At 63.1% G+C, this 26,136-nt stretch carries 24 protein-coding genes; 11 read left to right on the forward strand and 13 right to left on the reverse strand.

Features of this window, described 5'->3' with window-relative positions; all coding sequences use genetic code 11:
* Positions 1 to 89: 89 nt before the first annotated feature.
* From bphC to AC1Q61_RS13630, 4 genes are all read right to left on the reverse strand, one after another.
* Positions 90 to 1,001: a biphenyl-2,3-diol 1,2-dioxygenase gene (gene bphC, locus AC1Q61_RS13615; protein WP_007726736.1), complete on the reverse strand. Its 912-nt coding sequence runs from the start codon at positions 999 to 1,001 to the stop codon at positions 90 to 92.
* A 39-nt stretch (positions 1,002 to 1,040) separates the two neighbouring features.
* On the reverse strand, positions 1,041 to 2,222 hold the full coding sequence (locus AC1Q61_RS13620) for an acyl-CoA dehydrogenase family protein (RefSeq protein ID WP_003944352.1): 1,182 nt from the start codon (positions 2,220 to 2,222) through the stop codon (positions 1,041 to 1,043).
* Between the two features lie 51 nt (positions 2,223 to 2,273).
* Positions 2,274 to 3,470: a 3-ketosteroid-9-alpha-monooxygenase, oxygenase component gene (locus AC1Q61_RS13625; protein WP_003944428.1), complete on the reverse strand. Its 1,197-nt coding sequence runs from the start codon at positions 3,468 to 3,470 to the stop codon at positions 2,274 to 2,276.
* A 126-nt stretch (positions 3,471 to 3,596) separates the two neighbouring features.
* A complete protein-coding gene (locus AC1Q61_RS13630) occupies positions 3,597 to 4,142 on the reverse strand; it encodes a hypothetical protein (RefSeq protein WP_003944299.1) in 546 nt (181 codons plus the stop codon).
* A gap of 222 nt (positions 4,143 to 4,364) precedes the next feature.
* Between AC1Q61_RS13630 and AC1Q61_RS13635 the strand changes: the two genes are divergently transcribed.
* Positions 4,365 to 5,939, forward strand: a complete 1,575-nt coding sequence (locus tag AC1Q61_RS13635; protein ID WP_031332006.1) for an AMP-binding protein — start codon at positions 4,365 to 4,367, stop codon at positions 5,937 to 5,939.
* Between the two features lie 24 nt (positions 5,940 to 5,963).
* On the opposite strand, the gene AC1Q61_RS13640 is transcribed toward AC1Q61_RS13635, so the two are convergent.
* Both AC1Q61_RS13640 and AC1Q61_RS13645 read right to left on the reverse strand, forming a co-directional pair.
* A complete protein-coding gene (locus tag AC1Q61_RS13640) occupies positions 5,964 to 6,647 on the reverse strand; it encodes a response regulator (RefSeq protein ID WP_042452198.1) in 684 nt (227 codons plus the stop codon).
* Complete coding sequence (locus AC1Q61_RS13645; RefSeq protein ID WP_228401992.1) at positions 6,644 to 8,296, reverse strand: sensor histidine kinase; 1,653 nt, start codon at positions 8,294 to 8,296, stop codon at positions 6,644 to 6,646. The genes AC1Q61_RS13640 and AC1Q61_RS13645 overlap by 4 nt, the downstream gene beginning before the upstream one ends.
* Positions 8,297 to 8,408: 112 nt before the next feature.
* Here AC1Q61_RS13645 and AC1Q61_RS13650 point away from each other — a divergent pair, with 112 nt between their 5' ends.
* Together AC1Q61_RS13650 and AC1Q61_RS13655 are read left to right on the forward strand one after the other, a co-directional pair.
* Entirely contained in the window at positions 8,409 to 9,461 is a 1,053-nt protein-coding gene (locus AC1Q61_RS13650; RefSeq protein WP_007726742.1) for a Bug family tripartite tricarboxylate transporter substrate binding protein, read from the forward strand.
* 93 nt (positions 9,462 to 9,554) lie between these two features.
* Positions 9,555 to 10,940 (forward strand): CitMHS family transporter, encoded by a 1,386-nt coding sequence (locus AC1Q61_RS13655; protein WP_492651144.1) that lies wholly within the window; start codon positions 9,555 to 9,557, stop codon positions 10,938 to 10,940.
* 6 nt (positions 10,941 to 10,946) lie between these two features.
* On the opposite strand, the gene AC1Q61_RS13660 is transcribed toward AC1Q61_RS13655, so the two are convergent.
* On the reverse strand, positions 10,947 to 12,134 hold the full coding sequence (locus tag AC1Q61_RS13660) for a nitric oxide synthase oxygenase (RefSeq protein ID WP_020906627.1): 1,188 nt from the start codon (positions 12,132 to 12,134) through the stop codon (positions 10,947 to 10,949).
* Positions 12,135 to 12,369: 235 nt separating this feature from the next.
* On the opposite strand from AC1Q61_RS13660, the gene AC1Q61_RS13665 reads away from it, so the two are divergent.
* On the forward strand, positions 12,370 to 13,530 hold the full coding sequence (locus tag AC1Q61_RS13665) for a globin domain-containing protein (protein ID WP_047888744.1): 1,161 nt from the start codon (positions 12,370 to 12,372) through the stop codon (positions 13,528 to 13,530).
* Between the two features lie 3 nt (positions 13,531 to 13,533).
* Here AC1Q61_RS13665 and AC1Q61_RS13670 read toward each other — a convergent pair whose 3' ends face one another.
* Together AC1Q61_RS13670 and AC1Q61_RS13675 are read right to left on the reverse strand one after the other, a co-directional pair.
* On the reverse strand, positions 13,534 to 14,280 hold the full coding sequence (locus AC1Q61_RS13670) for an FAD-binding oxidoreductase (protein WP_492651145.1): 747 nt from the start codon (positions 14,278 to 14,280) through the stop codon (positions 13,534 to 13,536).
* Between the two features lie 16 nt (positions 14,281 to 14,296).
* A complete protein-coding gene (locus tag AC1Q61_RS13675; RefSeq protein ID WP_046379818.1) occupies positions 14,297 to 15,493 on the reverse strand; it encodes an FAD-binding oxidoreductase in 1,197 nt (398 codons plus the stop codon).
* A gap of 182 nt (positions 15,494 to 15,675) precedes the next feature.
* Between AC1Q61_RS13675 and clpB the strand changes: the two genes are divergently transcribed.
* The 5 genes from clpB (at position 15,676) to pyrE (ending at position 21,778) form a co-directional block, all read left to right on the forward strand.
* Positions 15,676 to 18,228 carry an ATP-dependent chaperone ClpB gene (gene clpB, locus AC1Q61_RS13680; protein ID WP_492651146.1) on the forward strand — a complete coding sequence of 851 codons (2,553 nt, stop codon included), beginning with the start codon at positions 15,676 to 15,678 and terminating at the stop codon, positions 18,226 to 18,228.
* A 158-nt stretch (positions 18,229 to 18,386) separates the two neighbouring features.
* A complete protein-coding gene (locus tag AC1Q61_RS13685; protein WP_042924176.1) occupies positions 18,387 to 19,349 on the forward strand; it encodes a hypothetical protein in 963 nt (320 codons plus the stop codon).
* 86 nt (positions 19,350 to 19,435) lie between these two features.
* Entirely contained in the window at positions 19,436 to 20,323 is an 888-nt protein-coding gene (locus AC1Q61_RS13690) for a TtfA family protein (RefSeq protein ID WP_003944407.1), read from the forward strand.
* A gap of 46 nt (positions 20,324 to 20,369) precedes the next feature.
* The gene (locus AC1Q61_RS13695; RefSeq protein ID WP_037131478.1) at positions 20,370 to 21,170 is read left to right on the forward strand and encodes an SDR family NAD(P)-dependent oxidoreductase; all 801 of its coding nucleotides are present in this window, start codon (positions 20,370 to 20,372) and stop codon (positions 21,168 to 21,170) included.
* Between the two features lie 74 nt (positions 21,171 to 21,244).
* The gene (gene pyrE / locus AC1Q61_RS13700) at positions 21,245 to 21,778 is read left to right on the forward strand and encodes an orotate phosphoribosyltransferase (protein ID WP_003944385.1); all 534 of its coding nucleotides are present in this window, start codon (positions 21,245 to 21,247) and stop codon (positions 21,776 to 21,778) included.
* Between the two features lie 51 nt (positions 21,779 to 21,829).
* Here the strand turns inward: pyrE and AC1Q61_RS13705 are convergent, their stop codons facing one another.
* Genes AC1Q61_RS13705 through AC1Q61_RS13715 form a run of 3 tightly spaced genes read right to left on the reverse strand, consistent with a single transcriptional unit; the run spans position 21,830 to position 24,150 of the window.
* Entirely contained in the window at positions 21,830 to 23,086 is a 1,257-nt protein-coding gene (locus AC1Q61_RS13705; RefSeq protein WP_003944384.1) for an MFS transporter, read from the reverse strand.
* A 23-nt stretch (positions 23,087 to 23,109) separates the two neighbouring features.
* Positions 23,110 to 23,553 carry a MarR family winged helix-turn-helix transcriptional regulator gene (locus AC1Q61_RS13710; RefSeq protein ID WP_003944339.1) on the reverse strand — a complete coding sequence of 148 codons (444 nt, stop codon included), beginning with the start codon at positions 23,551 to 23,553 and terminating at the stop codon, positions 23,110 to 23,112.
* A 33-nt stretch (positions 23,554 to 23,586) separates the two neighbouring features.
* On the reverse strand, positions 23,587 to 24,150 hold the full coding sequence (locus tag AC1Q61_RS13715) for a TetR/AcrR family transcriptional regulator (protein ID WP_042924180.1): 564 nt from the start codon (positions 24,148 to 24,150) through the stop codon (positions 23,587 to 23,589).
* A gap of 63 nt (positions 24,151 to 24,213) precedes the next feature.
* Here AC1Q61_RS13715 and AC1Q61_RS13720 point away from each other — a divergent pair, with 63 nt between their 5' ends.
* Both AC1Q61_RS13720 and AC1Q61_RS13725 read left to right on the forward strand, forming a co-directional pair.
* A complete protein-coding gene (locus AC1Q61_RS13720; RefSeq protein WP_003944312.1) occupies positions 24,214 to 24,894 on the forward strand; it encodes a lysophospholipid acyltransferase family protein in 681 nt (226 codons plus the stop codon).
* A 49-nt stretch (positions 24,895 to 24,943) separates the two neighbouring features.
* Complete coding sequence (locus tag AC1Q61_RS13725; RefSeq protein ID WP_003944391.1) at positions 24,944 to 25,657, forward strand: lysoplasmalogenase; 714 nt, start codon at positions 24,944 to 24,946, stop codon at positions 25,655 to 25,657.
* Positions 25,658 to 25,661: 4 nt separating this feature from the next.
* On the opposite strand, the gene AC1Q61_RS13730 is transcribed toward AC1Q61_RS13725, so the two are convergent.
* Complete coding sequence (locus AC1Q61_RS13730; protein ID WP_007726759.1) at positions 25,662 to 26,105, reverse strand: hypothetical protein; 444 nt, start codon at positions 26,103 to 26,105, stop codon at positions 25,662 to 25,664.
* Positions 26,106 to 26,136 lie beyond the last annotated feature (31 nt).

Consider the following 26,136-nt stretch of genomic DNA (forward strand, 5'->3'; position numbering starts at 1 on the left):
GCGCGAATGCTCGCGCAAACCCCCTCGTCGTTTAACTACTGGCAGGTATTACATCGCCACCGGCAGGTATTGATCGCCACCGGCGGGTACTACATAGCTGCCAGTGGTTCGCTTCCGGACCAGTCGTGGCCCCAGTAGCTGTCAGCGGTGATCTCCTCGGAGGAGTACGAGTCCTGATCCACCCTCGCGCCCTCGGTGCCGAACTCGATGTCCCAGCCGCCAGGTGCGCGGACGTAGAAGGAGATCATCTTGTCGTTGGTGTGACGACCCAGGGTCGACGACACGGAGAATCCGTCCTTCATCACGCGGTCGAGTGCCTGGCCGACGGCGTCGAGGGTGTCCACCTCGACCATGATGTGAATCAGGCCGGGTGCGCCGCCGTGCGGTGCCGGGCACAGGGCCAAGCTGTGGTGACGCTCGTTGACGCCCATGAAACGGATTCGCAGCGGCCCGAATTCAGGCGGGGCCGGCAGGCGGAAGGCGCCGCGCGGGTAGAAGCCGAGCACCTCGGTGTAGAAGTCGAAGCTCGCAGCACTGTCCATGACGGGGAGTACGACGTGGCCGAGACCCTGTGAGCCGGTGACGAATCGAGCGCCGAAGGGCGTCACCACGGGGCTGTGGTCGAGGATCGCTCCGTGGAAGACCTCGATGGCTGCTCCGCCGGGATCGGTGAAGGCGATGACCTCTTCGACCCGTCGAGCATCTGCTTCGGCGAGCGAAAGCTGCTCGACCTCGGTGCCGTTCTTTTCGAGTGCTTCTTGAACGCGGCGCAGTGCGGCGTGGTCGGCGACCTCCCAACCGATGTTGACGATCTCGTCGCGCTCACCCTCGACGACGACGATGCGAGCAGCACGCTCGTCGAGTCGTAGGTAGAGCGCGTTCTCGTCCGGCCCACTGCCCTTGGCGAAGCCGAGAACGTCGAAAGCGAAAGTGCGCCAACGTGCCATGTCGTTGGTCGAGATCTTGACGTAGCCAAGTCCCTTGATGTCAGTGCGTGTCATCGTGTCTTTTTCCTGTCGATTTCTTGTGTCGAAGTCTGATCAGATCATCGCCCGCAGCGGACCCTGCGGGTCTGCGCCGAGACGGCTCAGTGATGCGGCGTGGAAAACGGTGCTCGGCACGTGAATTGCGTGATGCTGTCCAGCATGAGCATCGCGCCAGAATCGCTGAAGCGGCTTGTCCATCCGCAATGCGTTGCCACCGCAGCGTGGGTAGACCTGATCGATTGCGTTGACGGCGCGCCAGGCGGCCTGTACCTGAGTCTGACGTCCCTCCGCGCGCTGCTCGAAGGTCACTTCCTTGCCAGCGTCCACTCGATCCCACATGCGGTCGACGTTGGCAAGCAGGGTGTCGCGCGCAGCCCGGATGTCGGCGGTTGCCTGACCGATGGCGAACAAGGTGTACGGGTCGTCCTTGATCGCCGTGCCCTGCGCGTTGATGCGATCGGCTTGGTACTCGTTGGCGTGGAAGAGCATTCCCTCGCAGATGCCGATCGTGGCGGCGGTGATTCCGAGGGGGAAAATGTTCGACCACGGCATGAGGTACAGCGTCTCGGTGCGCCCGTACTTGCGCACTGCCGTGCCGTCGATGACCTCGTCGCAGTCCATGACGCGGTAATCGGGGACATACGCATCCTTGACTACGAGATCCTTGGAGCCGGTGCCGCGAAGTCCCATGACATCCCACGAGTCTTCGATGATCTCGTAGTCGGTGCGCGGAATGATCACATGGAGCATGCGCGGCGGCATCTCCATGTTGCCGTCCTTGTCGCACGCCATCGCGCCGAGGAATGCCCAGTCGCAATGGTCGGTACCGGAGGAGAACTGCCAGCGACCGGAGAACTTGTAGCCGCCGTCGGTGGGGATACACATTCCGCCGGGCATGTACGGCGATGCCATCCAGGTGTCGGGATCGGATCCCCAGATCTCCTGCTGCACCTTGGGATCCGCGAACGCGAGTTGCCACGGGTGAACTCCGACGATCCCGTGGACCCAGCCGGCCGACGGGTTCAGTGAAGCCATGCGCATGACGGTTTCGGCGAATTCGCGCGGATGCGCCTCCATGCCGCCATGCTCCTTGGGCTGCAGCATGCGGATGGAACCGATTGCCTTCATCTTCTTGGCGGTGTCGTCGGCCACCCGGCCGATCCGCTCGGCCTCGATGCCTTCGGCGAAGATGTCGTCGGCCATCGCGTTGATCTGTTCGAGCACTTCGTACGTCATGTTGTTCCTTGCATCCAGTCTGGTTGTCTCAGCAGTGTTTTCGACTGCGGATCAGGAGGTTGTCTCGAGTGCCTGGGCGTCGCGTGCGGCAACGTTTTCGGCGACTTCCCGCTTCCAGCTCTCCACTGCGCGGGTGGTGTCGATCTCGAATTCGAAGCGCTTCGTCATGTCTTCCGTGACATTCTCGACGTCGGTGTAGAACTGGTTGTACCAGCGACGCAACTGGTAAACCGGGCCGTCCTCCTCGGAGAGCAGTGGGTTGTCGATCGGAGCTTTGTTCTTCCAGATCTCCACGTCCTGAAGGAATCCCATCTCGACGCCCTCGGTGAACTGCGCGGCCATCGCGGCAGTGGACTCGTCGTCCATACCGGGTAGCTTCTTGACCATCGCGCCGTACTGCAGGACGAACGCATTGTTCGAGATCGGGTAGTGGCAGTTGATCAGGACGGTCTCGATGATCTGCCCGTTGGCTTCGCTCTTGATCCAGTCGATCATGTACGACGGTCCGAAATATGAAGCATCCGAACGGAGCACAGCGTTGGGATCGCCGTAGTTGGTGCCGCTGATGACGTCCTCACGTCCCACCGATTCCATGTACTGGCTCGCGACATGACCTTCGAAGATGTTCTTGAAGTACTTGGGGAACGAGTAGTGAACGTAGAAGAAGTGGGCCATGTCCACGACGTTGTCGACGATCTCGCGGCAATGAGAGCCTTCGATGGTGAGCGTGTTCCAGCTCCAGTCGCTCCACTCATCGCTTCCGAAGCCCTCGATGTCGGGGATCGTGACCTCGGCGGGCGGGGGATTTCCCTGGGGATCGTGCCAGACGAACAGCTGACCGTTCTTCTCGAGAGTGATCCATGCCCGCGTCTTGGCCAGCGGCGGAACGCGTCGTGCGTAGGGGATCGCCGTACATTTTCCGTTACCGCCCCAACGCCAGTCGTGGAACGGGCAGGCGATCGAATCGCCCTTGACGGTTCCGTGAGCAAGGTTGCCACCCATGTGGCGGCAGTATGCGTCGAGAATCTTGATGTCGCCCTTGCTGTCGGCGAAGACGACAAGGCTGGTGCCGAATGCCTCGATCTGGTGGGGCTGACCGTCGCGATAGGTATTGCTCAGTCCGAGGCAGTGCCATCCACGTGCGAACCGTGCGGGAGGCGCTGCCGCTTCGATTTCTCGAATTTCCTCGCCGGCGCCCGTCTGCGTCGGGGTGTCCGTAGTGGTGAGTGGGCCGGTTCCGAGTGCCATGTCTTCCTCCGAGCCGCGTCTTGCGACGCTCCAGTGATGTGATCCGTCTCATACAACGACGAAGCGTCCGCTGGAGATACGGCAGTTCCCGCTGGATGGAACGCCTACTCGGTGACCTGCAGAGATTCAGCTCGCGAGTGTCGCCACATCGTCGATCGCGTAAGTCGCCCAGGCCCGGGCAGTGACGACCCCAGCGGGATCGGTGGCGACCAGAGCTACGTCGGCCACGCTCTCGTGGTCCTTCTCGTACGTCGCGAGCACTGTCACGGAGCAGTGCAGATCTGTTCCCGTGGAAGTCGCGGTGCAACGTCCGCGGAAGCGTCGTAGTGACGCCGAGCCGTAACGACGAGCAGCGAAATCAGCAAGGGCGGCAACGGAATCGGTTCCGGTGCCCGCTGTCGGGGCTTCCCGGACGAAGACCTCGGCCACCAGATGCCCGGTCTGGTCGTGGTATTCGGTGATCCGCTCGAGTGTCGAACTCAGCGCCCTCACGGATCCGGTGAGCAGTGCGCCTGGATCGGGGCGTCCGAAGAACACGACGTCCTGCTCGACGACGGCCCCGTCGGGTGCCGAGCGCACGGTGCCGTACAACGAGTCGAAATCGGAGAGGAGCGTGGTGGCAGTACGCGGAGCAGTTGCCGTGAAGTGGGCGGTACCGAGGTTGGTAGTCATGACACTCTCCGTTGGACGCGACCGAGACGCTGTCGTCTCGGTGGGTACATCGACGCTAACCACCGCTCTCGCGGGTGACGACGGGCTTCCCGCTGATCGGGAGCATTCTCGGATTCGATCGAAGAGGTGGAACCTGTTCCAGTTTTGTGCAATTCTGGATATCGTATCCGTGACCGGGAGCACATCTCGATGACTGCACGCGCCGAGCAGAAGGAAGACCAGATGACAGACGAGTTCGCTGACCTGCACCGACCGGTATACGGTCCGGACCTGCTCATCACCGCTCTGGAACGCAATCACGACAAGCCCGCGCTGTACCTCGGCGACGTGATCCTCACCGGCGGTCAGATGCGCGATCAGATCAGCTGCTTCGCCCAGGCGCTCGCGTCTTTGGGAATCACTCAGGGCACCAGCACCGCGATGCTGTCGAAGAATCGCCCCGAGGTTCTGATCAGTATGGGCGCGACCATGATCACCGGCTGCCGGGCGAGCGCCTTGAACCCGATGGGATCGCTCGACGACCACAAGTACATCGTCGACGACGCCGAGATCGAGACGCTGATCTTCGATCCCAATGCCTTCGAAGAGCGTGCCGCCGAGTTGAAGGCGTCGTCACCGTCGTTGACCAACGTGCTCTCGATGGGGCCGTCCGAGGTGGGAATCGACATCCTCGCGCTGGCTGCCACGTTCGAGCCCGCGCCGCTGAAGGCAGCGCACGTCGACGCCGAAGACGCCAGCAGCATGGTTTACACCGGTGGAACGACCGGCAAGCCCAAAGGTGTTGTCGGATCCTTCCGTTCGGGTGCTGCGCTCAATCAGATCCAGATGTCGGAGTGGCAGTGGCCCGAGGACAACCGCTTCCTCATCTGCACGCCACTCTCACACGCAGGTGCAGCGTTCTTCATCCCGACCTTGCTGCGCGGCGGTGCGTTGATCGTCCTGCCTGCCTTCGAGCCAGGTGCTGTGCTCGAAGCGATCGAGAAGCACAAGATCACGGCAACCATGTTGGTGCCCACCATGATCTACATGCTCATGGACCACCCCGATCTGCCCAAGCGGGACGTCTCGAGTTTGCAGACGCTGTTTTACGGAGCGTCCGCGATGTCTCCCGCCAGACTGCAGGAGGGCATCAAGAAGTTCGGTCAGATCTTCTTCCAGTTCTACGGTCAGACCGAGTGCGGCATGACTATCTCGGTGCTGCGCAAGGAAGAACACCTCGCCGACGATCCGGCCCGCCTCGCCACGTGTGGGCGTCCGGTGCCGTGGCTCGACGTCCGGTTGCTCGACGACGACCTCAACGAGGTGCCGCAGGGAGAACTCGGTGAGATCTGCGTCCGTGGCCCGCTGATCATGAAGGGCTACTGGAAGAAGCCGGCCGAAACCGCTGAGGCGTTCCGGGGTGGTTGGCTGCACACCGGCGACATCGCGCGCAAGGACAAGGACGGGTTCATGTCCATCGTCGATCGCAAGAAGGACATGATCGTGACCGGTGGTTTCAACGTGTTCCCCCGCGAAATCGAAGACGTGATCTCGGCGCATCCGTCCGTCGCGTCGGTGGCGGTAGTCGGTGTGCCGGACGACAAGTGGGGCGAAGCCGTCAAGGCCTGTGTCGTACTTCGTGCCGGACTGACCGTCGACACCGAGGAACTGGTCGACAAGGTGAAGGCGGCCAAGGGTTCGGTTCACGCTCCCAAGAGCATCGACTTCGTGGATTCCCTTCCGCTGACACCGCTGGGCAAGCTGGACAAGAAGGCGCTGCGTGCGCGGTACTGGGAGACCAGCGCCCGCGCGGTCTAGGAACCAGCGTCGGGTAGCGAAGGGTCAGCGTTTCCAGACGTAACGACGTTCCGGGCGGCCCACCACTCCGTATTTCAGCGAAGTGGTGGACCGCCCGGTTTCGTAGAGGTATTCGAGGTAGCGCCTCGCGCTCGCGCGTGAGATGCCGACCCTCTCGGAAATATCTGTGGCCGAGGCGGGTTCGGTTTCGTCTCGTAGTGCTGCCTCGACCAGCTGAAGGGTCTCAGGACTGAGTCCTTTGGGCAAACCTTTGTGGGACGACGCCCCGGGCGCGCCACCTGCCACACCGAAGGCCTCGTCCACTGCTGTCTGTTCTGCTTCGCCGGAGCTGTCGAGATTCGCATATGTCGATCGGTACCGCTCGAGACGCTCACGGAGAACCTCGAACGTGAAGGGCTTCATCAGGTAATGCACGACGCCGCTGCGCAGCGCTTTCTTGACCGAGCCGGCCTCACGCTCACTAGTGATGACAAGAACATCCAGCTCCGGTGCCAGCTCGCGAAACGGGGCGATCAGATCGAGTCCGGTGGTGCCGGGCAGGTGGACGTCGAGAAGAACCAGGTCGGGTTGCAACTCACCGACTGCGGCCAGCGCGGTCTCGGCCGAATGGGCAACGCCGCACACTTCGAAACCGTCTATCCGCGAGACGAATCCGCTGTGCACCTTCGCCACCATGAAGTCGTCGTCGACCACCAGTACCCGGATCATGCGCCCTCTCCGTCGTGTAGGACTGCGCTGAAGACAGTCCACTCGATGTCCTCTGCCGAACGAGTGCTCACGGTGACGTCGCCGCCCCGCCGACGACACGTCAGGCGCACCAGCGCCAAACCGAAACCGTGTCCGTCGCTCGATTGTCCCTTGGTGCTCCAGCCCTGGCCGAACACCCTGTCGCGATTCTCCGGCGCGATACCGGGGCCGGCGTCCTCGACCCGCACTTCGACCGCGGTGCCACGGCCCCGAATCGACAACCGAACCTTGCGGCGCGCGGCTTCCGGCATCTCACCGACGGCGTCGACGGCATTGTCGACGAGGTTTCCGACCACTGTCACGAGATCTCGTCCGAGTCTGCGGTCCACCGTCTCCAGATGTGTGTCCGCCGCCAGCTCGACCGTGACCAACCCCTGTGCAGCAGCACCTATCTTGGCGATCACGAGTGCGGCGGTGCCGACGTCGGCGATCTTCTCGGTCACGGTCGCGCTGACCTGCGCGCGCTCCATGGTCAGACCCTCGACGTAGCCGACCACCTCGTCGTATTCGCCGAGCTGGATGAGGCCGGAGATGGTGTGCAGTTGATTGTCGAACTCGTGGATGTGGGCGCGTAGTGCGTCGGTGCTGGTTTTGGTCACGTCGAGTTCTTCTTCCACGGAGCGCAATTCGGTGCGGTCGCGGAAAGTGGTGACCGACCCGATGGTGCGGCCTTTCGATTCGATCAAGACGGTGTTGAGGACGAGCAGGCGATCGCCGACAAGAACCAACTGATCGGATTCGGTTGTGCCGGAGGTCAGTACACTCTGGAGGCGGTCGTCGAGACCGAGGTCCCGCACCGATCTACCGGCGCTGCCGCGTGGGATGTCGAGGAGTTGGTGGGCACTGTCGCTCATCAGCACCACCTTTCCCTGCGCGTCGAATGCGATGACGCCTTCCTTGAGACCGCGCAGCATTGCTTCACGTTGGCGAACCAGGTCCAGGATCTCGCCGGCTTCCATGCCGAGGGTTTGCCGTTTTACCCTGCGGGCCAACAGGATCGACCCGACGCCGCCGAGAAGGGATGCCACCGCGAGGTATACCAGGAGATTCGGTGCAGACTGCAGCAGCCGTGTCCAGATCGAGGGGTACTCGATGCCGACGATCGCGGTTCCGGTAATCGCTCCTTCGCTGCCGAGAATCGGAACGTGCGCCTCCACGGCCTTGCCGGAGGGCGTGTCGACCAAACCCGTCCACGACCGATCCTCCGTCTGACGTGCGTCGATGCCGACATCACCGGGACGCGTCGAAATGACGACACTGCCGTCGGCGTCGGCAAGCGAGACGTAGGTGACGCCCGAGATGGCGCGTACCGAGTCGACCGAACCTTGTAGTCCGGAGCGGAGACGGGTCTGCGCCTGGGGGAGTAGCTCGCGTACTGCCGGATTGGCTGCGAGCGATTCCGCTGCCGAGAGTGCGCGACGTCCCTCCTCGCGTTGGAAACTCGCGGACGACTGCGCGAGGGAGAGGGCGGTGACGCACACGAGAACTGCAACGACGATCAGAAGTTGCAGTTCGAGAAGTTGTGTCGCCAGAGTGTGCCGGCGGCGAAACAGCCGGGCAAACAGAGACGACTTGCTCTCTCGCTCCGCCTGCTCGTTTCCTGAGGACACCAGCCAGACCCTAGCCTTCAGTTCGATGCCGGGAAAGCGGCCGTTCGTGAGCACAATGAGCACAAATCAATTTGCTTTCCCAATGGTGACCCCAGTCACAAAGTGCGTCAGTATGAAACCTGTTCACACATCGGTACCGGCAGACAAGGACGAAGCCATGAGCACATCGAAGCGGCTGAGCAGGCATATCGCCCTGCTCGGTGCCTGCGCGATGACTCTCGTGCTCTCGACCGGATGCACTCCGGTCGAGTCCTTCGTCGCCGGTGGCCGAGCGGGTGAGAGTTCCGAAGAACTGCGCGTACTGGTGCCCTCGGTGGCCGGTGGTGGTTACGACCTGACCGCCCGGACCATGGTGCAAGCACTGGCCGACGAAGGGACCGTCGACGCTGACGTCGTTGTGCTGCCCGGATCGGGCGGCATCGTCGGACTCAACCGGTTGGCTCTCGAAAGCGGGAATCCCGACCTACTCATGGTCATGGGGCTCGGAGTTCTCGGTTCGCTCGAGATACTGCCGTCCGAGCACACACTTGCCGACGTGACACCGATTGCGAGACTCGTCGAAGAACCGGAAGCGCTACTGGTTCCAGCAGATTCACCGTACAAAACTCTCGCCGATCTGACGCAGGCCTGGGTGGCGGATCCGTCGTCGATCTCGATCGGCGGTGGTTCGAGTGAAGGTGGACCGGACGGGTTGTTCCGCCTTCTGTTCGCACGGGCGGTCGGCGTCGATCCGTCGCGCTCCCCGTACCGCATCTACGACGGCGGCGGCGAACTGCTTCCCGCACTGCTCACGAGGCAGGTCGACGTAGCCGCCACCGGTATCGGTGAGTACCTCGATCAGATTGCGGCAGGCACGGTTCGGGTCCTTGCGGTCAGCTCGCCGGCCCGTACCCCGGCGGTGGATGCGCCCACGATGGCGGAGTCTGGCGTCGACGTCACGTTCACCAATTGGCGCGGCCTCATGGCGCCGCCGGGCCTGACGGACGATCAGCGTCAGCACTTGCAGAATTTGGTGCGGGATCTGGCGGCAAGTCCGCGCTGGAACGAGCTGTCTCGCCGAAACGGTTGGAACAGTGCAGTTCTCACCGAACCCGAGTTCTCCGCATTCCTCACCGATCAATCCCGGTTCGTCGACGCAACACTCGATCCGCCCGGCATCAACTGAGCACTACCGAAGTTTCGTTTCACCTCCACGAAGGTCACCGGCTCGATTTGCCGTGCCGTTTTTCTCGGCAATTCAGCACTAAAGGAGTTCATCATGCTCGTCACACTCGGCTTCCTCATGGTTGCGGTGTTCATGTTCCTGATTCTCACCAAACGCGCGACCCCGGTGGTGGGACTGACTCTGGTTCCGGTGGCCTTCGGACTACTTGCCGGGGCCGGCCTCGGAATCGGCGACATGATCACCGACGGCATCAAGTCGCTCGCACCCACCGCGGCGCTGTTGTTCTTCGCGATCATCTTCTTCGGAATCATGATCGACGTCGGCCTCTTCGATCCGCTGGTCAAGCTCATCCTGCGGATGGTGCGAGACGATCCGATGAGGCTCGTGGTCGGAACCGCAGTGCTCGCGATGGTGGTCTCGCTGGACGGAGACGGTTCGACGACCTTCATCATCGTGACCTCGGCGCTGCTTCCGCTCTACCTCAAACTCGGTGTCAGTCCCGTCGTTCTGACGGTGATCGCCGGCCTGTCCAACGCGACGATGAACATCATTCCGTGGGGCGGCCCGACCGTCCGGGCCGCGAGCGCGCTGGGACTCTCACCCTCCGACGTGTTCGTGCCGATGGTGCCGTCGTTGATCGTCGGCCTGATCATGGTGCTCGGATTCGCGATTCACCTCGGGATCATGGAGCGCCGCAGGATCGGGACTTTGGTCCTGACTTCTGAGCGCATCCTCGAAAAGGTCGGAAACGGTGGAAGTTCCAGCACCGGTAGCGCCGGCACCGGCGGCTCGAACGACTCCGAGGACGACGGCGGCGACACCGGACGATTCATCGACGGCCTCGACCCCAAGCGGGACACCTTGCGACCGAAGCTGCTCTGGTTCAACGCCGCGCTGACGACGATCCTTCTCGTCGTGCTCGTGATGGACATCCTGCCCATCCCGGTGCTGTTCATGATTGCGTCGTCGATCGCTCTCGCGGTCAACTTCCCGGCGGTCAAGGATCAGGGCGAAGCAATCGCACGCCATTCGTCGAGCATCGTCTCCGTTGTCGCGATGGTCCTGGCAGCAGCGGTGCTGACCGGCGTTTTCCAGGGAACCGGCATGGTCGAGGCGATGGCAGAGTGGCTGCTGCAGGTAATCCCCGACGCGATGGGCCCGCATCTGGCCGTCATCACGGGCGTCCTGAGCATTCCGCTCACGTTCTTCATGACCAACGACGCGTTCTACTTCGGTGTGCTGCCGGTGCTGTCCGAGACGGCAGCCCAGTACGGCATCGGGCCGGTGGAGATGGCGCGCGCTTCGATCACCGGGCAGGCCGTGCACATGCAGAGTCCGCTGGTCCCGGCGATCCTGCTGCTGGTCACGCTCGCCGGTGTTTCTCTGGCGGATCACCACAAGAAGGTCCTGTGGCGAGCAGGCCTGATCTCGATCACGATGCTCGTGGTCGGTGTCGGATTGGGGCAGATCCCCTTCTGAGTGCGATCAGTTGTGGAAGGGGCACCGGCCTTGGTCGGTGCCCTTCTTCTTTTTTGTCACGAAGTTGGGCCGGATGTCGAGATCGGGCTCGTCGTACAGGCGGTGGAACGTCGGCGTGAGCGAGCTGGACATGGGCGGGTTCACCCATGACCAGTCGGTCGGGCACTTGCGCCCGGCCTTGTCCTCACGCGCGATGTGATCGATGAATTGCTTTGCGACAGTGTGATGGTCGACCATGATGACGCCGGCCTTGCGATAGCTGTGGATAACTGCACGGTTCAGTTCGACCAGTGCACGGTCCTTCCAGAGCGTGCGGTCGTGGCTCATGTCGAGCTCCATCATCGCCCCGATGGTCGGCAACATGTTGTAGCGATCGGTGTCGCTGAAGTTGCGTGCACCGACTTCGGTGCTGACGTACCAACCGCTGAACGGTGTGCAGGGATAAACGATTCCGCCGATGTCGAGGTTCATGTCCGAGACCGCGGGAACGGCATGCCATTTAAGCCCCAGATCAGCGAACCAGCTGTATTCGGGATGCTCGATCTCGACCTCGAGAACGAGGTCGGTCGGGACGTCGAAGTACTGCAGGGGTTCGTCGGGAACCGAAATCAGCACGGGGAGAACGTCGAACGCCGTGCCGGCGCCCTTCCATCCCATCGCGGTGACCTGAGCGGTGAGATCGACGTGCCACGGGTCGCCCAGGATGGTGCCGTCCGGTTGCCGGTAGCCGGCGTAGCGGATCAGTTGCGGGCTGAGGATGCGGTACTCCTGGCCGTCCTCGCGGGGAAGCGGCCCGACCGTCACGACGGACTGCAGAGCGCCGCCGTTGGTCGACAGTCGCAGGTGCTCCCAGCACGCTTCTGCGAGAGCGGAAGCTGTGACGGCATCGCGCGCGTCGATGAGTTTGAGGGTCCGCCAATGCGCGCGACCGACGCACCTGGCGTGGTTTCGCCAGGCGAGTTTGGCGCCGACGAGCAATTCCTCCGCTGTGTGCGTGTAGGTACCGGTCCGGTGGAGCTCACGCAAGGCCTCGCGCCGCCGAGACGTCGGGAGGTGGCCCAGTTCCGGAGAGTCGAAAAATTCGACGCACTCGAGTTCCCGACGTTGAAGTTCGGTCAGCGTCGGGGTGGTGGAGGCGATCTGGGACGTAAGCCCGCTATCGGTGGGCAATTCGTCCTGTCGAACAAAATCCACGGCACGACTCCTGTTTGGCTGGTTGAGATTTCGCTGAACGTTAGCTCGGCGATTGAGAGTGTCGAAGCTCTTGTTTATCTTGCACGCAAGAATAAGAAAGGGACGGTCACACCGCGAAATGGGGTCGCATTGTGACACTTGTCCAGAATGATTTACGAGTCAGACATTTGTGACATAAGCTGCAGACGAAATTCCGCGGCGGGTCTTGCCGCGTCTAGTCGGGACGAGGATGAGCGTGGATTCGCAAGCAATCTCTCTGGTCCGGTCGAGCTTCAAATCCGTCGCTGCGGTAGAAGATGGTCCGGAACGGCTCGCCCGTACCTTCTATTCGATCCTGTTCGCTCGATCGCCCGAAACCCGGGAGTTCTTTCCGGCAGCGATGGATGTGCAGCGGGACCGGCTTGTCGGCGCTATCGCTCACGTCGTCGAACGCCTCGACGAGTCCGACGCGATACTCGAGTACCTCGCGCAGCTCGGCCGCGATCACCGCAAGTACGGCGTCACCGACGAGCATTACACGGCAGTCGGCAATGCCCTGATCGAAGCACTCGAGACTTTCGGTGGCGCCGAAATGTGGACAGACGAGGTCGACAGCGCATGGCGCAACGCGCTCGCGATCATCTCGGCAGCGATGATGGACGCCGCCAACGCGGAGGACGGCCCGCCCGCCTGGAGTGCCACCGTCATCGAATGCCGCCCGGTCATCAAGGGCGTCGCCGTCGTCAAGCTGCAACTCGACCAGACTATGCAATACCGCGCCGGTCAGTACGTCAGCGTGCAGGTCGCCGCGAGGCCGCGGATGTGGCGCTACCTCTCACCGGCCACGCCGTACGACGGGACTGGAGTCCTCGAGTTCCACGTTCGTCAGGTCACCGGCGGGTGGGTCAGCCCGGTCATGGTGAACCAAACCGCTGTCGGTGACACCTGGGTGGTCGGTTCGCCCATCGGCGCCCTGGGGATTCCGGAGAACTCCAAGGACCTTTTGATGATCGCGTCGGGAACAGGTGTCGCGCCTCTTCGCGCTCAGATCCTCGAACTGATCCGACGCGGCAACACTCGCAAGGTCCAACTGTTCTACTCCGGACAGCATCCGTGCGATCTCTACGACCTTCCTCATCTGTGGAAGCTGGCCGAGAAGCACCCGTGGCTCACGATCATCCCGGTCTCGGAAGAAGACGAGAATCCGTGGTGGCACACCGAGCCGGAGCCGCTGCCGCCGATCGGCATGGCCAGGCGCATCGTCGGCAAGGTCGGTAAGGTCGTGACCTCGTTCGGGGACTGGGCGGGCTACGACATCCAGGTCGTCGGCAGCGAATCCATGGTCAACAGCACCAAATTCAGGCTTCGCGCGGTGGGCATCGACGTCGACACCGTTCGCAATGATCCGACGTACTGACCGTCAGTACGGATCGAACTGAATGACCTCGGCCGGCGTTCCGGCCTCGATCAATCGATCACGCGTCGATCGAACCATGGCCGCTGATCCGCACACCAAGACCTGATGTTCGGTGAACGCACCGTACGACGCGACGACGTCGGCGAGCGTGCCTTCGATGAGATGATCGTCGCCGAATCCGATGTCGACGTTCAAACGGTCGAACCACCCGTCGGGCGGGCCGCCGTCGGAGAGATCTTCGACGACGGGAATGGGCTGCAACCACGGAAACTGATCGGCGAGCAGCCACAACATGTCCGCTGCGTAAAGATCGCGAAGCGTTCGGCCACCGAAGAAGAGGTACACCTGCGGCGGGTTCGGGGTCTGAGCCAGATCGAGAATGATCGACCGGAGTGGGGCCAAGCCGGTTCCGCCCGCGACCATGATGACGGTGGGGCCGTTCTCGTTGACGGACAGGTTGCCGCGCGGGTCGAGGATCTGCCAGACGTCACCGGGCTGGGTGTCCTTGACTATCGAACCGCTGACCCAACCGCCGGGAACCGTCTTGACGTGAAACTCCAACTTCCCGTCGTGTGAGGGAGGCAGGGCGGGGGAGAGTCGGCGGAGCAACCGCGAATTCTGCGGGACGCTGACATCGACGTACTGGCCGGGGCGGAAGGGGACGACATCGCCGACCAAGCGGACAACCGCCAGATCCTCACGGAGACGGTGATGTTCGACGACTGTGCTCGACCAGGTTCGCTGGGCCATGAAAGTTCTCCTGTAGTCAGTAGAGCGGGTCGTGCCGGATCTGGTCGAGTGGAGTTCCGCCGGCCCGCAAGGCGTAGACGGTGGTCTTGATCATCGACGGTGACCCCGAGATCTGCACCTGACGGTCGGCCCACGAGCCGAACTGCGAGACCACTTTTCCGATCGGTCCGATCAGTCGGCTGTGCATTCCGAAGGGTGGCTCCAGCACCGGTCCGTTGTGCCACCAAGGGTTTTCGGGTTCTTCGGAAACCGGCACGACGGTCAACCACGGATTACTGAGTGAGATGTGCCAGAGCGTTTCGAGGTCGTAGAGGTCGCACGGATACCGGCCGCCGACGAACAGGTGCACGCGCGGGTTGTGCGCGCGTTGGGACATTTCCATCACCTGTGCCCGCAGTGGGGCGATGCCGGTGCCGGATCCGATCATGAGAACGTCACGGTCGCTGGTGAAATCGACCTCGAGACCGCCGAGGGGAGTGGACATGACCCAGCGGTCACCGACGTTGGTCTCGCTGACGATCGCGGGGCTGACCCATCCTCCCGACACCTTGCGGATGTGGAACTCGAGCTGACCGAAAGGGTTGGTCGGAATCGCCGGTGAGTAGTACCGCCACATTTTCGGACGCTGCGGAATCTGAACGCCGACGTACTGTCCCGCCCCGTACGGAATGGGTGGGTCGGCTTCGAGGCGCACTATCGCCAGATCGTCGAGGACTCGTTCGTGGCTGACCACGGTTGCGCCCCAGAGCGCCGGGGTCGTATCGGATTCGGCGCCGTCGGCCATCGTGCTCACGACGAGGTCGGTGAACTGAGACCAGGCGTCCTCCAGTTCCGGCGTCCACTTGTAGCGACTGTGCGCGCTGGTTCCGTACATCGACCGAACTGCGCGCTCGAGTGCAACACCGGCAGCCTCGTAGTGCTCACGCTCGACACCGTAGCGGCGATGATCGCGGCCGAGTTGGGTGAGGAACTTCCGGATCCGACGATGCTGGGGAAGGTTCTTGACGACGAACTCGATCGCTCTGAAGAAACGGTGCCCCTGCGATTCCATCCCGGCCGGGAACAATGAGCGGTACAGAGGATGTTCCGCAAAGAGGCCGGTGTAGAACACTGCCGAGAAGTGCGCACGGCTCTCTTCGTCGTCGGTCAGAGAATCGAGGCTGGATTGCAGACGGGCGATCACTGTCGGATCCAATCCATCCCCCTTTCGCACCAGCTGCAACTCTCGCCACAATTCTAGTACGGCTGAAAATGTGACCTACGAAACCAACTCGGCCTGGCGAAAACAAACTTGAGCGGAATAGACTCAAGTTTGTCCGCGTTGAGCATATTGACACAGTCGCAATACCAACCGGTCGCGGCTCTTCCCGTTCGACTTCGCCAGAAAGGTGACAAGTGGACTCGTTCACACCAACAACCAAGACCCAGGCTGCGATGACGGCTGCACTGCAGTCGGCGTCGTCGGCGGGTAATCCCGATATCCGGCCTGCCCATCTGCTGGTCGCATTGCTCGACCAGACCGACGGCATCGCTGCCCCACTACTCAAAGCTGTAGGCGTCGACCCCACGGTCGTACACCGTGAAGCACAGGCAATCGTCGATCGCCTGCCCAAGACAACCGGCGCAAGCTCCACCCCGCAACTCGGGCGTGAGGCACTCGCGGCACTCACTGCTGCTCAGCACCTCGCCACCGAGATGGACGACGAATACGTCTCCACCGAGCACGTCCTCTACGGACTGGCCGGCGGCGACTCCGACGTCGCACAGTTGCTCGTACGTCATGGCGCTACCCAGGACACATTGCGTGAAGCCTTCACCACCGTCCGCGGCAGCGCTCGCGTCACCAGCCCGGAGCCCGAAGGCACCTACCAAGCGCTGGAAAAGTACTCCACCGACCTCACTGAAGCTGCACGTAGCGGCAAGCTCGACCCGGTGATCGGTCGCGACACCGAGATTCGCCGTGTCGTGCAGGTGCTCTCGCGTCGTACCAAGAACAACCCGGTACTCATCGGTGAGCCCGGCGTCGGCAAGACCGCGATCGTGGAGGGCCTTGCCCAACGCATCGTCGCGGGTGACGTCCCGGAATCGCTTCGAGGCAAGACCGTCGTGTCCCTGGACCTCGGGTCCATGGTCGCCGGTGCCAAGTTCCGCGGTGAATTCGAGGAACGCCTCAAGGCAGTTCTCGACGACATCAAGAACAGCGCCGGACAGGTCATCACCTTCATCGACGAGTTGCACACCATCGTCGGCGCCGGAGCCACCGGTGAATCCGCGATGGACGCAGGCAACATGATCAAGCCGATGCTCGCCCGCGGTGAGCTGCGGCTGGTCGGTGCCACCACGCTCGAGGAGTACCGCAAGTACATCGAGAAGGATGCAGCACTCGAGCGTCGTTTCCAGCAGGTGCTCGTCGGTGAGCCCTCGGTCGAGGACACCATCGGCATCCTGCGCGGTCTCAAGGAGCGCTACGAGGTGCACCACGGCGTACGCATCACCGACTCCGCGTTGGTGGCTGCTGCCGCGCTGTCGGACCGGTACATCACCTCGCGGTTCCTGCCGGACAAGGCCATCGACCTCGTGGACGAAGCCGCATCGCGACTTCGTATGGAGATCGACTCGCGACCCGTCGAGATCGACGAGGTGGAACGCACTGTTCGCCGACTCGAAATCGAAGAAGTGGCACTCGAGAAGGAGACAGACGACGCGTCCAAGGCTCGGCTCGAGAAGCTGCGTCAGGAACTCGCAGACGATCGCGAAAAGCTCAATCAGCTCAGCACCCGCTGGCAGAACGAAAAGCAGGCCATCGACTCGGTGCGCGTGCTGAAGGAACAGCTCGAAACCCTGCGAGGAGAGTCCGAACGCGCTGAGCGTGACGGCGATCTGGGCAAGGCAGCCGAGTTGCGCTACGGCCGCATCCCGGCGCTGGAGAAGGAACTGGAAGAGGCAGCAGTCGCTTCCGGAGCCGCCTCCGACGGTGACGTGATGCTCAAGGAAGAGGTCGGGCCGGACGACGTCGCAGACGTGGTCGCAGCCTGGACCGGCATTCCGGCCGGCCGGATGATGGAAGGCGAGACCGAGAAACTGCTCCGCATGGAGTCCGAACTCGGCAAGCGTGTCGTCGGCCAGACCGACGCCGTCGTCGCCGTCTCGGATGCGGTTCGCCGCGCCCGAGCAGGTGTCGCCGACCCCAATCGGCCCACCGGTTCCTTCCTGTTCCTCGGCCCGACCGGCGTCGGTAAGACGGAGCTCGCCAAAGCCTTGGCGGACTTCCTCTTCGACGACGAGCGCGCGATGATCCGTATCGACATGAGCGAATACGGTGAGAAGCACTCGGTGGCCCGACTCGTCGGTGCTCCTCCGGGATACGTCGGCTACGAAGCCGGTGGCCAGCTCACCGAAGCAGTTCGACGACGCCCGTACTCGGTGGTCCTCTTCGACGAGGTCGAGAAGGCACACCCCGACGTGTTCGACGTCTTGCTCGCAGTACTCGACGAAGGCCGACTGACCGACGGTCAAGGCCGCACGGTGGACTTCCGCAACACCATCTTGATCCTGACCTCCAACCTGGGATCCGGTGGCACGCGGGAGCAGGTCATGGATGCGGTACGCCACGCGTTCAAGCCGGAGTTCATCAACCGTCTCGACGACGTGGTCATCTTCGACTCGCTCTCCGAGGAGCAGTTGGAGCACATCGTGGACATCCAGCTCGAGCAGTTGCAGAAGCGTCTGGCTGCGCGTCGTCTCACCCTCGAGGTGAACGGTGCGGCTCGGATGTGGCTCGCAGTGCGCGGCTACGACCCGCTGTACGGCGCTCGGCCATTGCGTCGACTCGTTCAGCAGTCGATCGGCGACCAGCTCGCCAAGCTGCTCCTGGCCGGCAAGGTCCAGGACGGCGACACCGTGCACGTCGGTGTCAGCGAGGACGCGGATCAGTTGGTTCTCTCCTGATTCGGTAAGCGGAATGCCCCGTCGATCCACTTGGATCGGCGGGGCATTCGCATTTTGTTCTACCCTGGATGGCTGGATGCTCGAACCGGGGACGAGTGCACCCGCGCCTCTCCGAACGACTCCGACGCTCTTTCGTCCCAACCGAAGGTGAGCCAGGCATGACCGATCAGAACGATCCGCGTAACTCGGGTGGGCCGCGCCGTGAGGATCCCGAGGCGACCGAGGTGTGGGGGCGTACGCCCGACCAGCCGACGGAGCAGTACGGGACGGTGTCCGGCCAGAATCCGAACCAGCCGACGGAGTATTTCGGTCAGCCGCCGGGGGCACAGCAGTATCCGGGGGCACAGCAGTATCCCTACGGCGGACCGGATCAGAACACGGAGTACTTGGGGCAGCAGGGTCAGCAGGGGCAGCAGCCGAATCCCACTCAGGCGTTCCCTGCCTACAACCCGCAGTTCGATCCGCAGGCGCCGCCGCCTGGTGCGACGCAGGCCTATCCGCCGTACACCGCTCAGCAGTACGGGAACACGCAGCAGTACGGAAATACACAGCAGTATCCGGTTGCCGGTGGTGGCGGCGGAGTTCCGCCGGAACAGCCGTTCATCGACGATGGATCGTCGGGCGGCGGTAAGAAGCGCAAGCTCGCGACGTGGGTGGCCGCCGGTGTGGTCGGGATCCTGGTCGCCGTGATCGCGATCATCGCGTTCTCGGCGTTCGGCTCGAACGACAAGGGCACCCAGACCGCTTTCGTTCCCCCGACCACCACGACGCAGGCGCCGACCACGACACCGCCGAAGGCCAGCACCACGGCGCCGACTCCGACGACGGATTCTCCGCTCAGCCAGCTTCCAGGCGGGCTCGGCGAAGTCATCGGTGACGCCGGGGGAGCCGTCGGCACCGTGAAGTCGAACGACGGCGGCACGTTGGTCATCGATTCGATCGGGGGTTCGCAGGTGACGATTCTGACCACCGCGGACACCACGCTCATCGCGCTCAACCGCGCCACCATCGCCGATCTGCAACCGGGAGACAACATCGTCGTGGACGGAACGCCTGTGGAGAACGGCACGATGACCGCCAACACGATTCTGAGTACGTCGCTGCCGAAGTTCGGCAACTGAGTCGTTCACGACACATCGGGCGAGTCCACCAGGGTGTCGCGGGAGGTTGAGGCCGCGAGTCGCTACCCTGGAGGGTGATGACTGGAATGTGGTTCGGACTGGCAGCAATTGCACTCGCAGGCGCGGGTGCGCTTCTGTACGTCGACAGGACGAGGCGAGATCAATCCGGGCGAGTGCGTCAGATCTGGGCCAAGGCGCAGGGTTACACGTACACGGCCACTGACGATCAGCTGGCAGGCGAATGGCACCGCGCGGTCATGGCCAAGCAGGACTACCTCACTGCTACCGACGTCGTCCGCGGCCGCCGTCGCGGAGAGCAGTTCGTGCTGTTCGACCTGGAGGAGACCGCAACCATCGTGGCTGTTCGCCGCGAGATCGGGTCGGACGTCGACATCGATCTTCGGTTGAAGTCGACGGCTCCGCCCAAGGACGGCGACCTGAACCTGTTGGGTGCGATCGGTTCACGAGTCGTCTTCGCGACCGATCTCGAGATCGCACGTCGTGTCTGTGATCAGCGCATGGTGGCGTTCACCGAATCGGTTCCGCCGTCGATCAGCATGCTGTGGAGCGAAGGGCAGTGGACGCTCGGTTCGCTTCCGGTGACCAGTAACGGCCGGGACTGGGACGCGGCAATCGAGTCGGTTGCGCGCCTGTCCGGCATTCTGCATGTCCTGCCTCCCGTCACCGATCCCAACGAACTCGAGGTCGATCACGATCCGAGCCGCCCGCGGCCGGGCGCCGAGAAGTCTCGCCCAACTCCGGATCCGGTAGAACAGCCCCGTTCGCGTCAAGAGCAGCCGCCCCGTGACGCTCCGCCGCGTGAATTTGCCCCGCGTGAGTCCGCACCGCGTGAGCCCGCACCGCGGGAATCTGCGCCACGTCCGGATCAATCGCTGCGCAAGCCCGAGGCGGCTGACAAGCCGGCTCAGCGCCCGGCGTCGCAGCGCTCGGGCACAATTCGCCCGGTCGACTGACCTTTAAGGTTCCCGTCCAGGCGCGATAACCACTAGCGTGGCCGGTATGTCGACTTCCCACTCGGATCGCCCTGTGCGTCCCGTTGCCCTGGTGACCGGACCCACCTCTGGTCTCGGCGCCGGTTTCGCCAAGAAATACGCCTCCCTCGGATACGACCTGGTTCTCGTCGCACGTGACGAGGTCAGATTGCACGACCTCGCGTCCGAGTTGAAGACGATGTTCGGCACCGAGTCGGAGATTCTGGTTGCCGATCTCGCATCGGAGGCCGGACGCGACACGGTCGCGCTTCGTTTGGAGAAGGGCGTCGAGGTGTTGGTGAACAACGCCGGATTCGGTACCTCCGGCGAGTTCTGGACCGCCGATCCGGCGCTCCTTCAGTCTCAACTCGACGTCAACGTCACCGCCGTGATGCGGCTGACCCGTGCGGCGCTGCCCAGCATGATCGCGTCGGCGCACGGAACGATTGTCAACGTGGCGAGCGTCGCGGGCCTGCTGTCCGGGCGGGGTTCGACGTATTCGGCAAGCAAGGCCTATGTCATCTCGTTCACCGAAGGGCTGTCCGGCGGGTTGGCCGGGACGGGAGTGCGCGTGCAGGCGCTGTGCCCGGGCTTCATTCGCACCGAGTTCCACGAGCGCGCGGGCATCGAGATGTCCACGATCCCCAAGCCGATGTGGCTGAGCGTCGACCAGGTGGTTGCGGCGTCGATGAAGGATCTCGGTGACGACAAGGTCATCAGTATTCCGGGATTCCAGTACAAGGTCCTCACGACGGCCGGGCGTCTCGTTCCCAAGGGGCTGGTTCGCCGGCTGACCAACATCGTCGGACGTGGCCGCGGGCGGACGTAGCCCAGAGGCGGAAGCCGGACGTAGCCCAGAGGCAGAAGCCGAACACAAGGCAGTGGTCGGTAGGCTGAGCACTCATGAGCGATCGTGAGGATTTGGCTGCGCTGGTGCGCGAATTGGCTGTTGTACACGGAAAGGTGACGTTGTCCTCGGGCAAGGAAGCCGATTACTACGTCGACCTTCGCCGCGCGACACTTCACCACAAGGCAGCGCCGCTGATCGGCTCGCTGCTGCGTGAACTGGTCGCGGACTGGGATTTCGACGCCGTCGGCGGTTTGACGATGGGCGCCGATCCGGTCGCTATGGCAGTGATGCACGCTCCCGGCCGACCGATCGATGCGTTTGTCGTCCGCAAGGCCGCGAAGGCCCACGGGATGCAGCGCCAGATCGAGGGCCCGGACATCGTCGGCAAGCGTGTCCTGGTTGTCGAGGACACGACCACGACGGGCAATTCGCCGTTGACAGCAGTGAAGGCCCTGCGCGAGGCAGGGGCCACCGTGGTCGGAGTCGCTACGGTCGTCGATCGCGCGACGGGTGCGGATGCGGTGATCGGTGCCGAGGGCGTCGAGTACCGCTCGCTGCTGGGCCTGGAAGATCTGAACCTGAGCTGACGCCCCGTGAGTGGTTAAGGAGTCCCTGCGCTCCTCAACCACTCACAGGGGTCAGTCGCCTACGGTGACGGCGAGTGCTTCGTCGACGCTGTGCGGCGCGGGATCGTGGTCGTCGACGTGAGCGAGAACCTTACGTCCGCTCGACAGGACGAATACGGCGGCGAGGGTGAGCACCGCGCCGACCCAGAACGGCATGTGGACGTTGGATTCGCCGAGCTTGCCGGCTACCCACGGAGCAGCGGCGCCGCCGACGAATCGAACGAAGCTGTAAGCAGCCGAGGCGGTCGACCGCTCCACGGGAGCTGAGATCATGACGGTTTCGGTGATGAGTGTGTTGTTCACGCCGAGGAACAAACCGGCGAGGACGACACCGACGATCAAGACGATCTTGTTCTCGGTGAAGAGCGCCATCATGCCCAGGTCGAGTGCGAACAGGGTCAGTGCCAGCATCATCATCGGCAGGGTGCCGAAGCGTCGTTGCAGGCGAGGGGCGAGGAAAACCGACGAGATCGCCAGCATCAGGCCCCAACCGAAGAAGATGAATCCGATCGGGTACGCCCCCATGTCGAGGGGGAACGGCGTGTACGCGAGCAGCGTGAAGAATCCGTAGTTGTAGAGCAGCGCGGTGATGGCAACGGTGAGTAGCCCGCGGTGCCGCAACGCCTGGAAGGGCGCAGCGATGGACGTGTGGTGTTCGGGCTTGGGTGCGCTCGGAAGCATCACCACGATGAGAATGAAGGCGACCGCCATCAGGGCTGCGACGCCGAAGAACGGTGCGCGCCAGCTGATGTCACCGAGAACTCCGCCGACCAGCGGTCCGACTGCGATACCGATGCCCAATGCAGCCTCGTACAGGATGATCGCCCGTGCCACGCCGCCGCTGGCCGCGCCGACGATTGCCGCGAGCGCCGTTGCGATGAACAGTGCATTGCCGAGTCCCCAGCCCGCACGGAATCCGACGATCTGGCCGATGGTGCTGGAAGCGCCTGCCAGAGAAGCGAACACGATGATGATGGCAAGGCCTGCAAGAAGTGTTTTCTTGGCGCCGATGCGGCTGGACACCACACCGGTGATGAGCATGGCCACGCCGGTGACGAGCATGTAGCTGGTGAACAGCAGCGAAACCTGCGACGGTGTGGCGTCGAGTTGTTCGCCGATCGGTTTGAGGATCGGATCGACCAATCCGATGCCCATGAAGGCGATGACGCTGGCAAAGGCTACCGCCCACACCGCTTTCGGTTGTTTCAGGAGGCTCGGCGGAGCCTCGTTCTGGTGCGTTGATGTCGCGGTCGTGTTGCTCACGGCCACCTCCTTTTTCAGTGGTGGGTATTTCAGCTGGGATCGGAAGTCTTGATGATGGACCGCAATTCGGCCAATCCGTCGGCCAGTTTCTTGATCTGCTCGGGCCCGAGTTCGACGAAGTGGGGGACTAGAGCGTCGGCGATCTCGTTTCGACCGTCGTTCAAGATCTTTCGTCCCTTGTCCGTCATGGCCACTCGAACTGCCCGGGCGTCCTCGGGGTCGGCGCGGCGTTCGACGTAACCGTTCTCGCCGAGTTTGCGCAGTAGTGCAGTGGCAGAGGGCTGCGAGCTTCTGTCGAGTCGAGCGAAGTCGCTGATCCGCATTTCGCCGTATTCCTCGAGTAGCGAGAGTGCGCGCAGCCAGGCGCGTGGGTACTGATCGGACGCGAAGGAGCCTGCCAGCTTCGCGAAGCGGTGCGTATTGCTCACGAGGTCGACGAGTAGTTCGTGCAGTTGCTGTTCTTCGTCTGTCACGAAGAATATTATTGCATAGGTTAACTATGTAAATCAACGAGTCCGTGGAAGGTGGTCCGTCACGGCGGTGGCTACCAGCGACGGCACATCGAGGTCGGGTGCGACGAGTGTGAGGCTTCGATTTGCCGCCAGCACTGCGATGCCGTGGGTTCCGGTCCAGATGTTCAACGCAGATGTGGTGGGATCGGAGGCGTCGGCCTCTTCGGTCAGGGATTGCAGGGCGGCGAAGAGTGGGAGAGAAGACTCTCGGAGGTTGCTGCCTGCGCCCTCGAGGAGGTCGTGGCGAAACATCAACTCGAACATCGCCGGTCGCTCCTGGGCGAATGACACGTATTCGATTGCTGCCGAGATCAATCGGCTACGAGCGGGTTGTTTGCCGGCGAGGACGGGATCGAGTCTGTCGGCGAGATCGCGCAGGCCGTGTGAGGCAATCGCGGCTAGCAGGCTGTTGTGGGTCGGAAAGTATCTCCGCGGGGCGCCGTGCGACACGCCCGCCCGACGCGCTATCTCCCGTAGCGTCAGGTCTGTGGCGCCGTCGGCATCGAGAATCTCGACGCCGGTGGCGACGAGTGTTTCGCGAAGGCTGCTGACAGTCATGGAAGACAGTGTCTACTATTCTCGTCGTAGACACTGTCTACTAGACGGAAAAGGTGATGCCCTGTGCTCTATTGGCTGTTCAAATACGTCCTGATCGGCCCGGTCCTCTGGCTGTTCGGGCGGCCGACGATCGAGGGTCAGCACCACATCCCCAAGAAAGGGCCGGTGATTCTCGCCGGCAACCATCGGGCAGTCGTCGACTCGTTCTTCCTGGTTCTCATGGTGCGCCGACGCATCACCTTCGTCGCGAAGAGTGAATATTTCACCGGGACCGGTGTGAAGGGCGCGATGCAGCGCTGGTTCTTCGGTGGGGCCGGTCAGGTGCCGATCGACCGTAGCGGCGCCGACGCCTCCCGTGCGGCGTTGGACACGGCCATCGGGATTCTCGACAAGGGTGGTGTCTGGGGGATCTACCCCGAGGGAACACGATCACCCGACGGTTGCCTGTACAAGGGAAAGACCGGAGCGATTCGAGTTGCCTTGGAAACCGGGGCGCCGGTCATTCCCGTCGTCGTACACGGCGGCGACGCAGTCAACCCGCCGGGTACGCGGATGTGGCGCTTCAGCAAGGTCCGGATCACGGTAGGGGAGCCGATCGACTTCTCTCGGTACCGCGAACTTCGTGGCTACCAGGCCGTCGTGCGTGCGGCGACGGACGAATTGATGGCAGTGCTCTGTGACCAGTCGGGGCAGGAATACGTCGATGTCTACGGCGCGGACGTCAAATCCGGCGATGCCGCCTGAGTGACACAGTACGGTCGCTGTTGGACGTGTAACCAACAGGAGGATTGTGATGGCGGGCAAGTGGGGCATCGAGCACGCAGTTTTTGCGGCGGCGACGGCAGCGACAGTGGTCGGGGCAGTAGTCGGTAACGAGCGGGTTCAGCAGATCGCGAAGCCGTTGATCGCACCCGCTCTGGCCGCCCGAGTGCTGCGCAAGCGCTCGGAGACGGAAACTGCCGATACCGCACTGCTTCTGGCCGGTCTCGCCGCTGCAACTGTCGGCGACGTGTTCATGATCGACCCGGACAACGATGCTCGTCTGATCAAGGGCGCGTCCTCGTTCGCGGTGATGCAGGCCAGTTACTCGGCGCTCCTGCTGCGCCGCGGCGCTCGGCCGACCCGCGCTGCCCTGCGGCCCCGCATCAGCGGTTGGTCGACGGCGTCCGGACTGCTCCGTGCCAAGGCCCCGAGCGTGTCGACGCCGCTCACCGGATATGGATTGATGTTGGGAACCACCTCGACGTTGTCGGCAGACCCCGCTCTGGCACCGCAGTCCAACGCCGTGCTCGACGTGGTCGTCCCGAACAAGGATCGACGCTCCTGGCTCGGATTGGGCGGAGTGCTCTTCACCGCATCGGACGGACTGATCGTGGTGCGTCGTCTGTTCATCCGCGGGACTGCCGGCCGCGCTGCTGCCGAGGGAGTGATCCTGGCGTCGTACGCGGGAGCGCAGCTGATGCTGGTGGAGGGCATGTTGGCGCTGGGACGCAAGAAGAGCGTCTAGTCCTTCACGGGCACAGCATGATTCGGTCTCGGTTCTTCGGGTCCACCATGACGGTGACCGTGGATCCGGGAGTGATCTTGTCTTTGTACTCGGGTCGGATCTCGTACTCGATCCGGCCCGAGTACGAATCGGAACCTGGAACCGTGAGGTGGAGTGCGAGCTTGGCCAATTCGCCGTCGACGGTTCGGCGCAGGGGTGTGACGGTGTCGATTCGTGCCCACCCTTCGAGGCCGTGCTTTTCGAGTTTGCGCTCGGCGCGGGTCGGGCGGTTGGCCCATGCCATTCCGAATCCGAGAACCGAGCCGAAAGCGGCGAGCAGCCCGCCGATCTGATAGGGCAGCGTGCCAGGCGGAGTGTGCTCGACCAGCCATCCGAGCCACACGGCGAGCACGATCAGATACCCCACCGCGATGAAACACACGGTGTGTACGACGCGACGGTGATTCATCAGATTTCCTCCACATCCAGGATAGCCTGAC

The organism is Rhodococcus sp. MPR-R1B, assembly GCF_058793255.1.

What these genes read in the sequence shown, in the direction of transcription:
- bphC (WP_007726736.1), bottom strand. Translation starts at nt 1,001, where the DNA reads ATGACACGCACTGACATCAAGGGACTTGGCTACGTCAAGATCTCGACC.
- AC1Q61_RS13620 (WP_003944352.1), bottom strand. Translation starts at nt 2,222, where the DNA reads ATGACGTACGAAGTGCTCGAACAGATCAACGCGATGGCCGACGACATC.
- AC1Q61_RS13625 (WP_003944428.1), bottom strand. Translation starts at nt 3,470, where the DNA reads ATGGCACTCGGAACCGGCCCACTCACCACTACGGACACCCCGACGCAG.
- AC1Q61_RS13630 (WP_003944299.1), bottom strand. Translation starts at nt 4,142, where the DNA reads ATGACTACCAACCTCGGTACCGCCCACTTCACGGCAACTGCTCCGCGT.
- AC1Q61_RS13635 (WP_031332006.1), top strand. Translation starts at nt 4,365, where the DNA reads ATGACAGACGAGTTCGCTGACCTGCACCGACCGGTATACGGTCCGGAC.
- AC1Q61_RS13640 (WP_042452198.1), bottom strand. Translation starts at nt 6,647, where the DNA reads ATGATCCGGGTACTGGTGGTCGACGACGACTTCATGGTGGCGAAGGTG.
- AC1Q61_RS13650 (WP_007726742.1), top strand. Translation starts at nt 8,409, where the DNA reads ATGAAACCTGTTCACACATCGGTACCGGCAGACAAGGACGAAGCCATG.
- AC1Q61_RS13655 (WP_492651144.1), top strand. Translation starts at nt 9,555, where the DNA reads ATGCTCGTCACACTCGGCTTCCTCATGGTTGCGGTGTTCATGTTCCTG.
- AC1Q61_RS13670 (WP_492651145.1), bottom strand. Translation starts at nt 14,280, where the DNA reads ATGGCCCAGCGAACCTGGTCGAGCACAGTCGTCGAACATCACCGTCTC.
- AC1Q61_RS13685 (WP_042924176.1), top strand. Translation starts at nt 18,387, where the DNA reads ATGACCGATCAGAACGATCCGCGTAACTCGGGTGGGCCGCGCCGTGAG.
- AC1Q61_RS13690 (WP_003944407.1), top strand. Translation starts at nt 19,436, where the DNA reads ATGTGGTTCGGACTGGCAGCAATTGCACTCGCAGGCGCGGGTGCGCTT.
- AC1Q61_RS13695 (WP_037131478.1), top strand. Translation starts at nt 20,370, where the DNA reads ATGTCGACTTCCCACTCGGATCGCCCTGTGCGTCCCGTTGCCCTGGTG.
- pyrE (WP_003944385.1), top strand. Translation starts at nt 21,245, where the DNA reads ATGAGCGATCGTGAGGATTTGGCTGCGCTGGTGCGCGAATTGGCTGTT.
- AC1Q61_RS13715 (WP_042924180.1), bottom strand. Translation starts at nt 24,150, where the DNA reads ATGACTGTCAGCAGCCTTCGCGAAACACTCGTCGCCACCGGCGTCGAG.
- AC1Q61_RS13725 (WP_003944391.1), top strand. Translation starts at nt 24,944, where the DNA reads ATGGCGGGCAAGTGGGGCATCGAGCACGCAGTTTTTGCGGCGGCGACG.
- AC1Q61_RS13730 (WP_007726759.1), bottom strand. Translation starts at nt 26,105, where the DNA reads ATGAATCACCGTCGCGTCGTACACACCGTGTGTTTCATCGCGGTGGGG.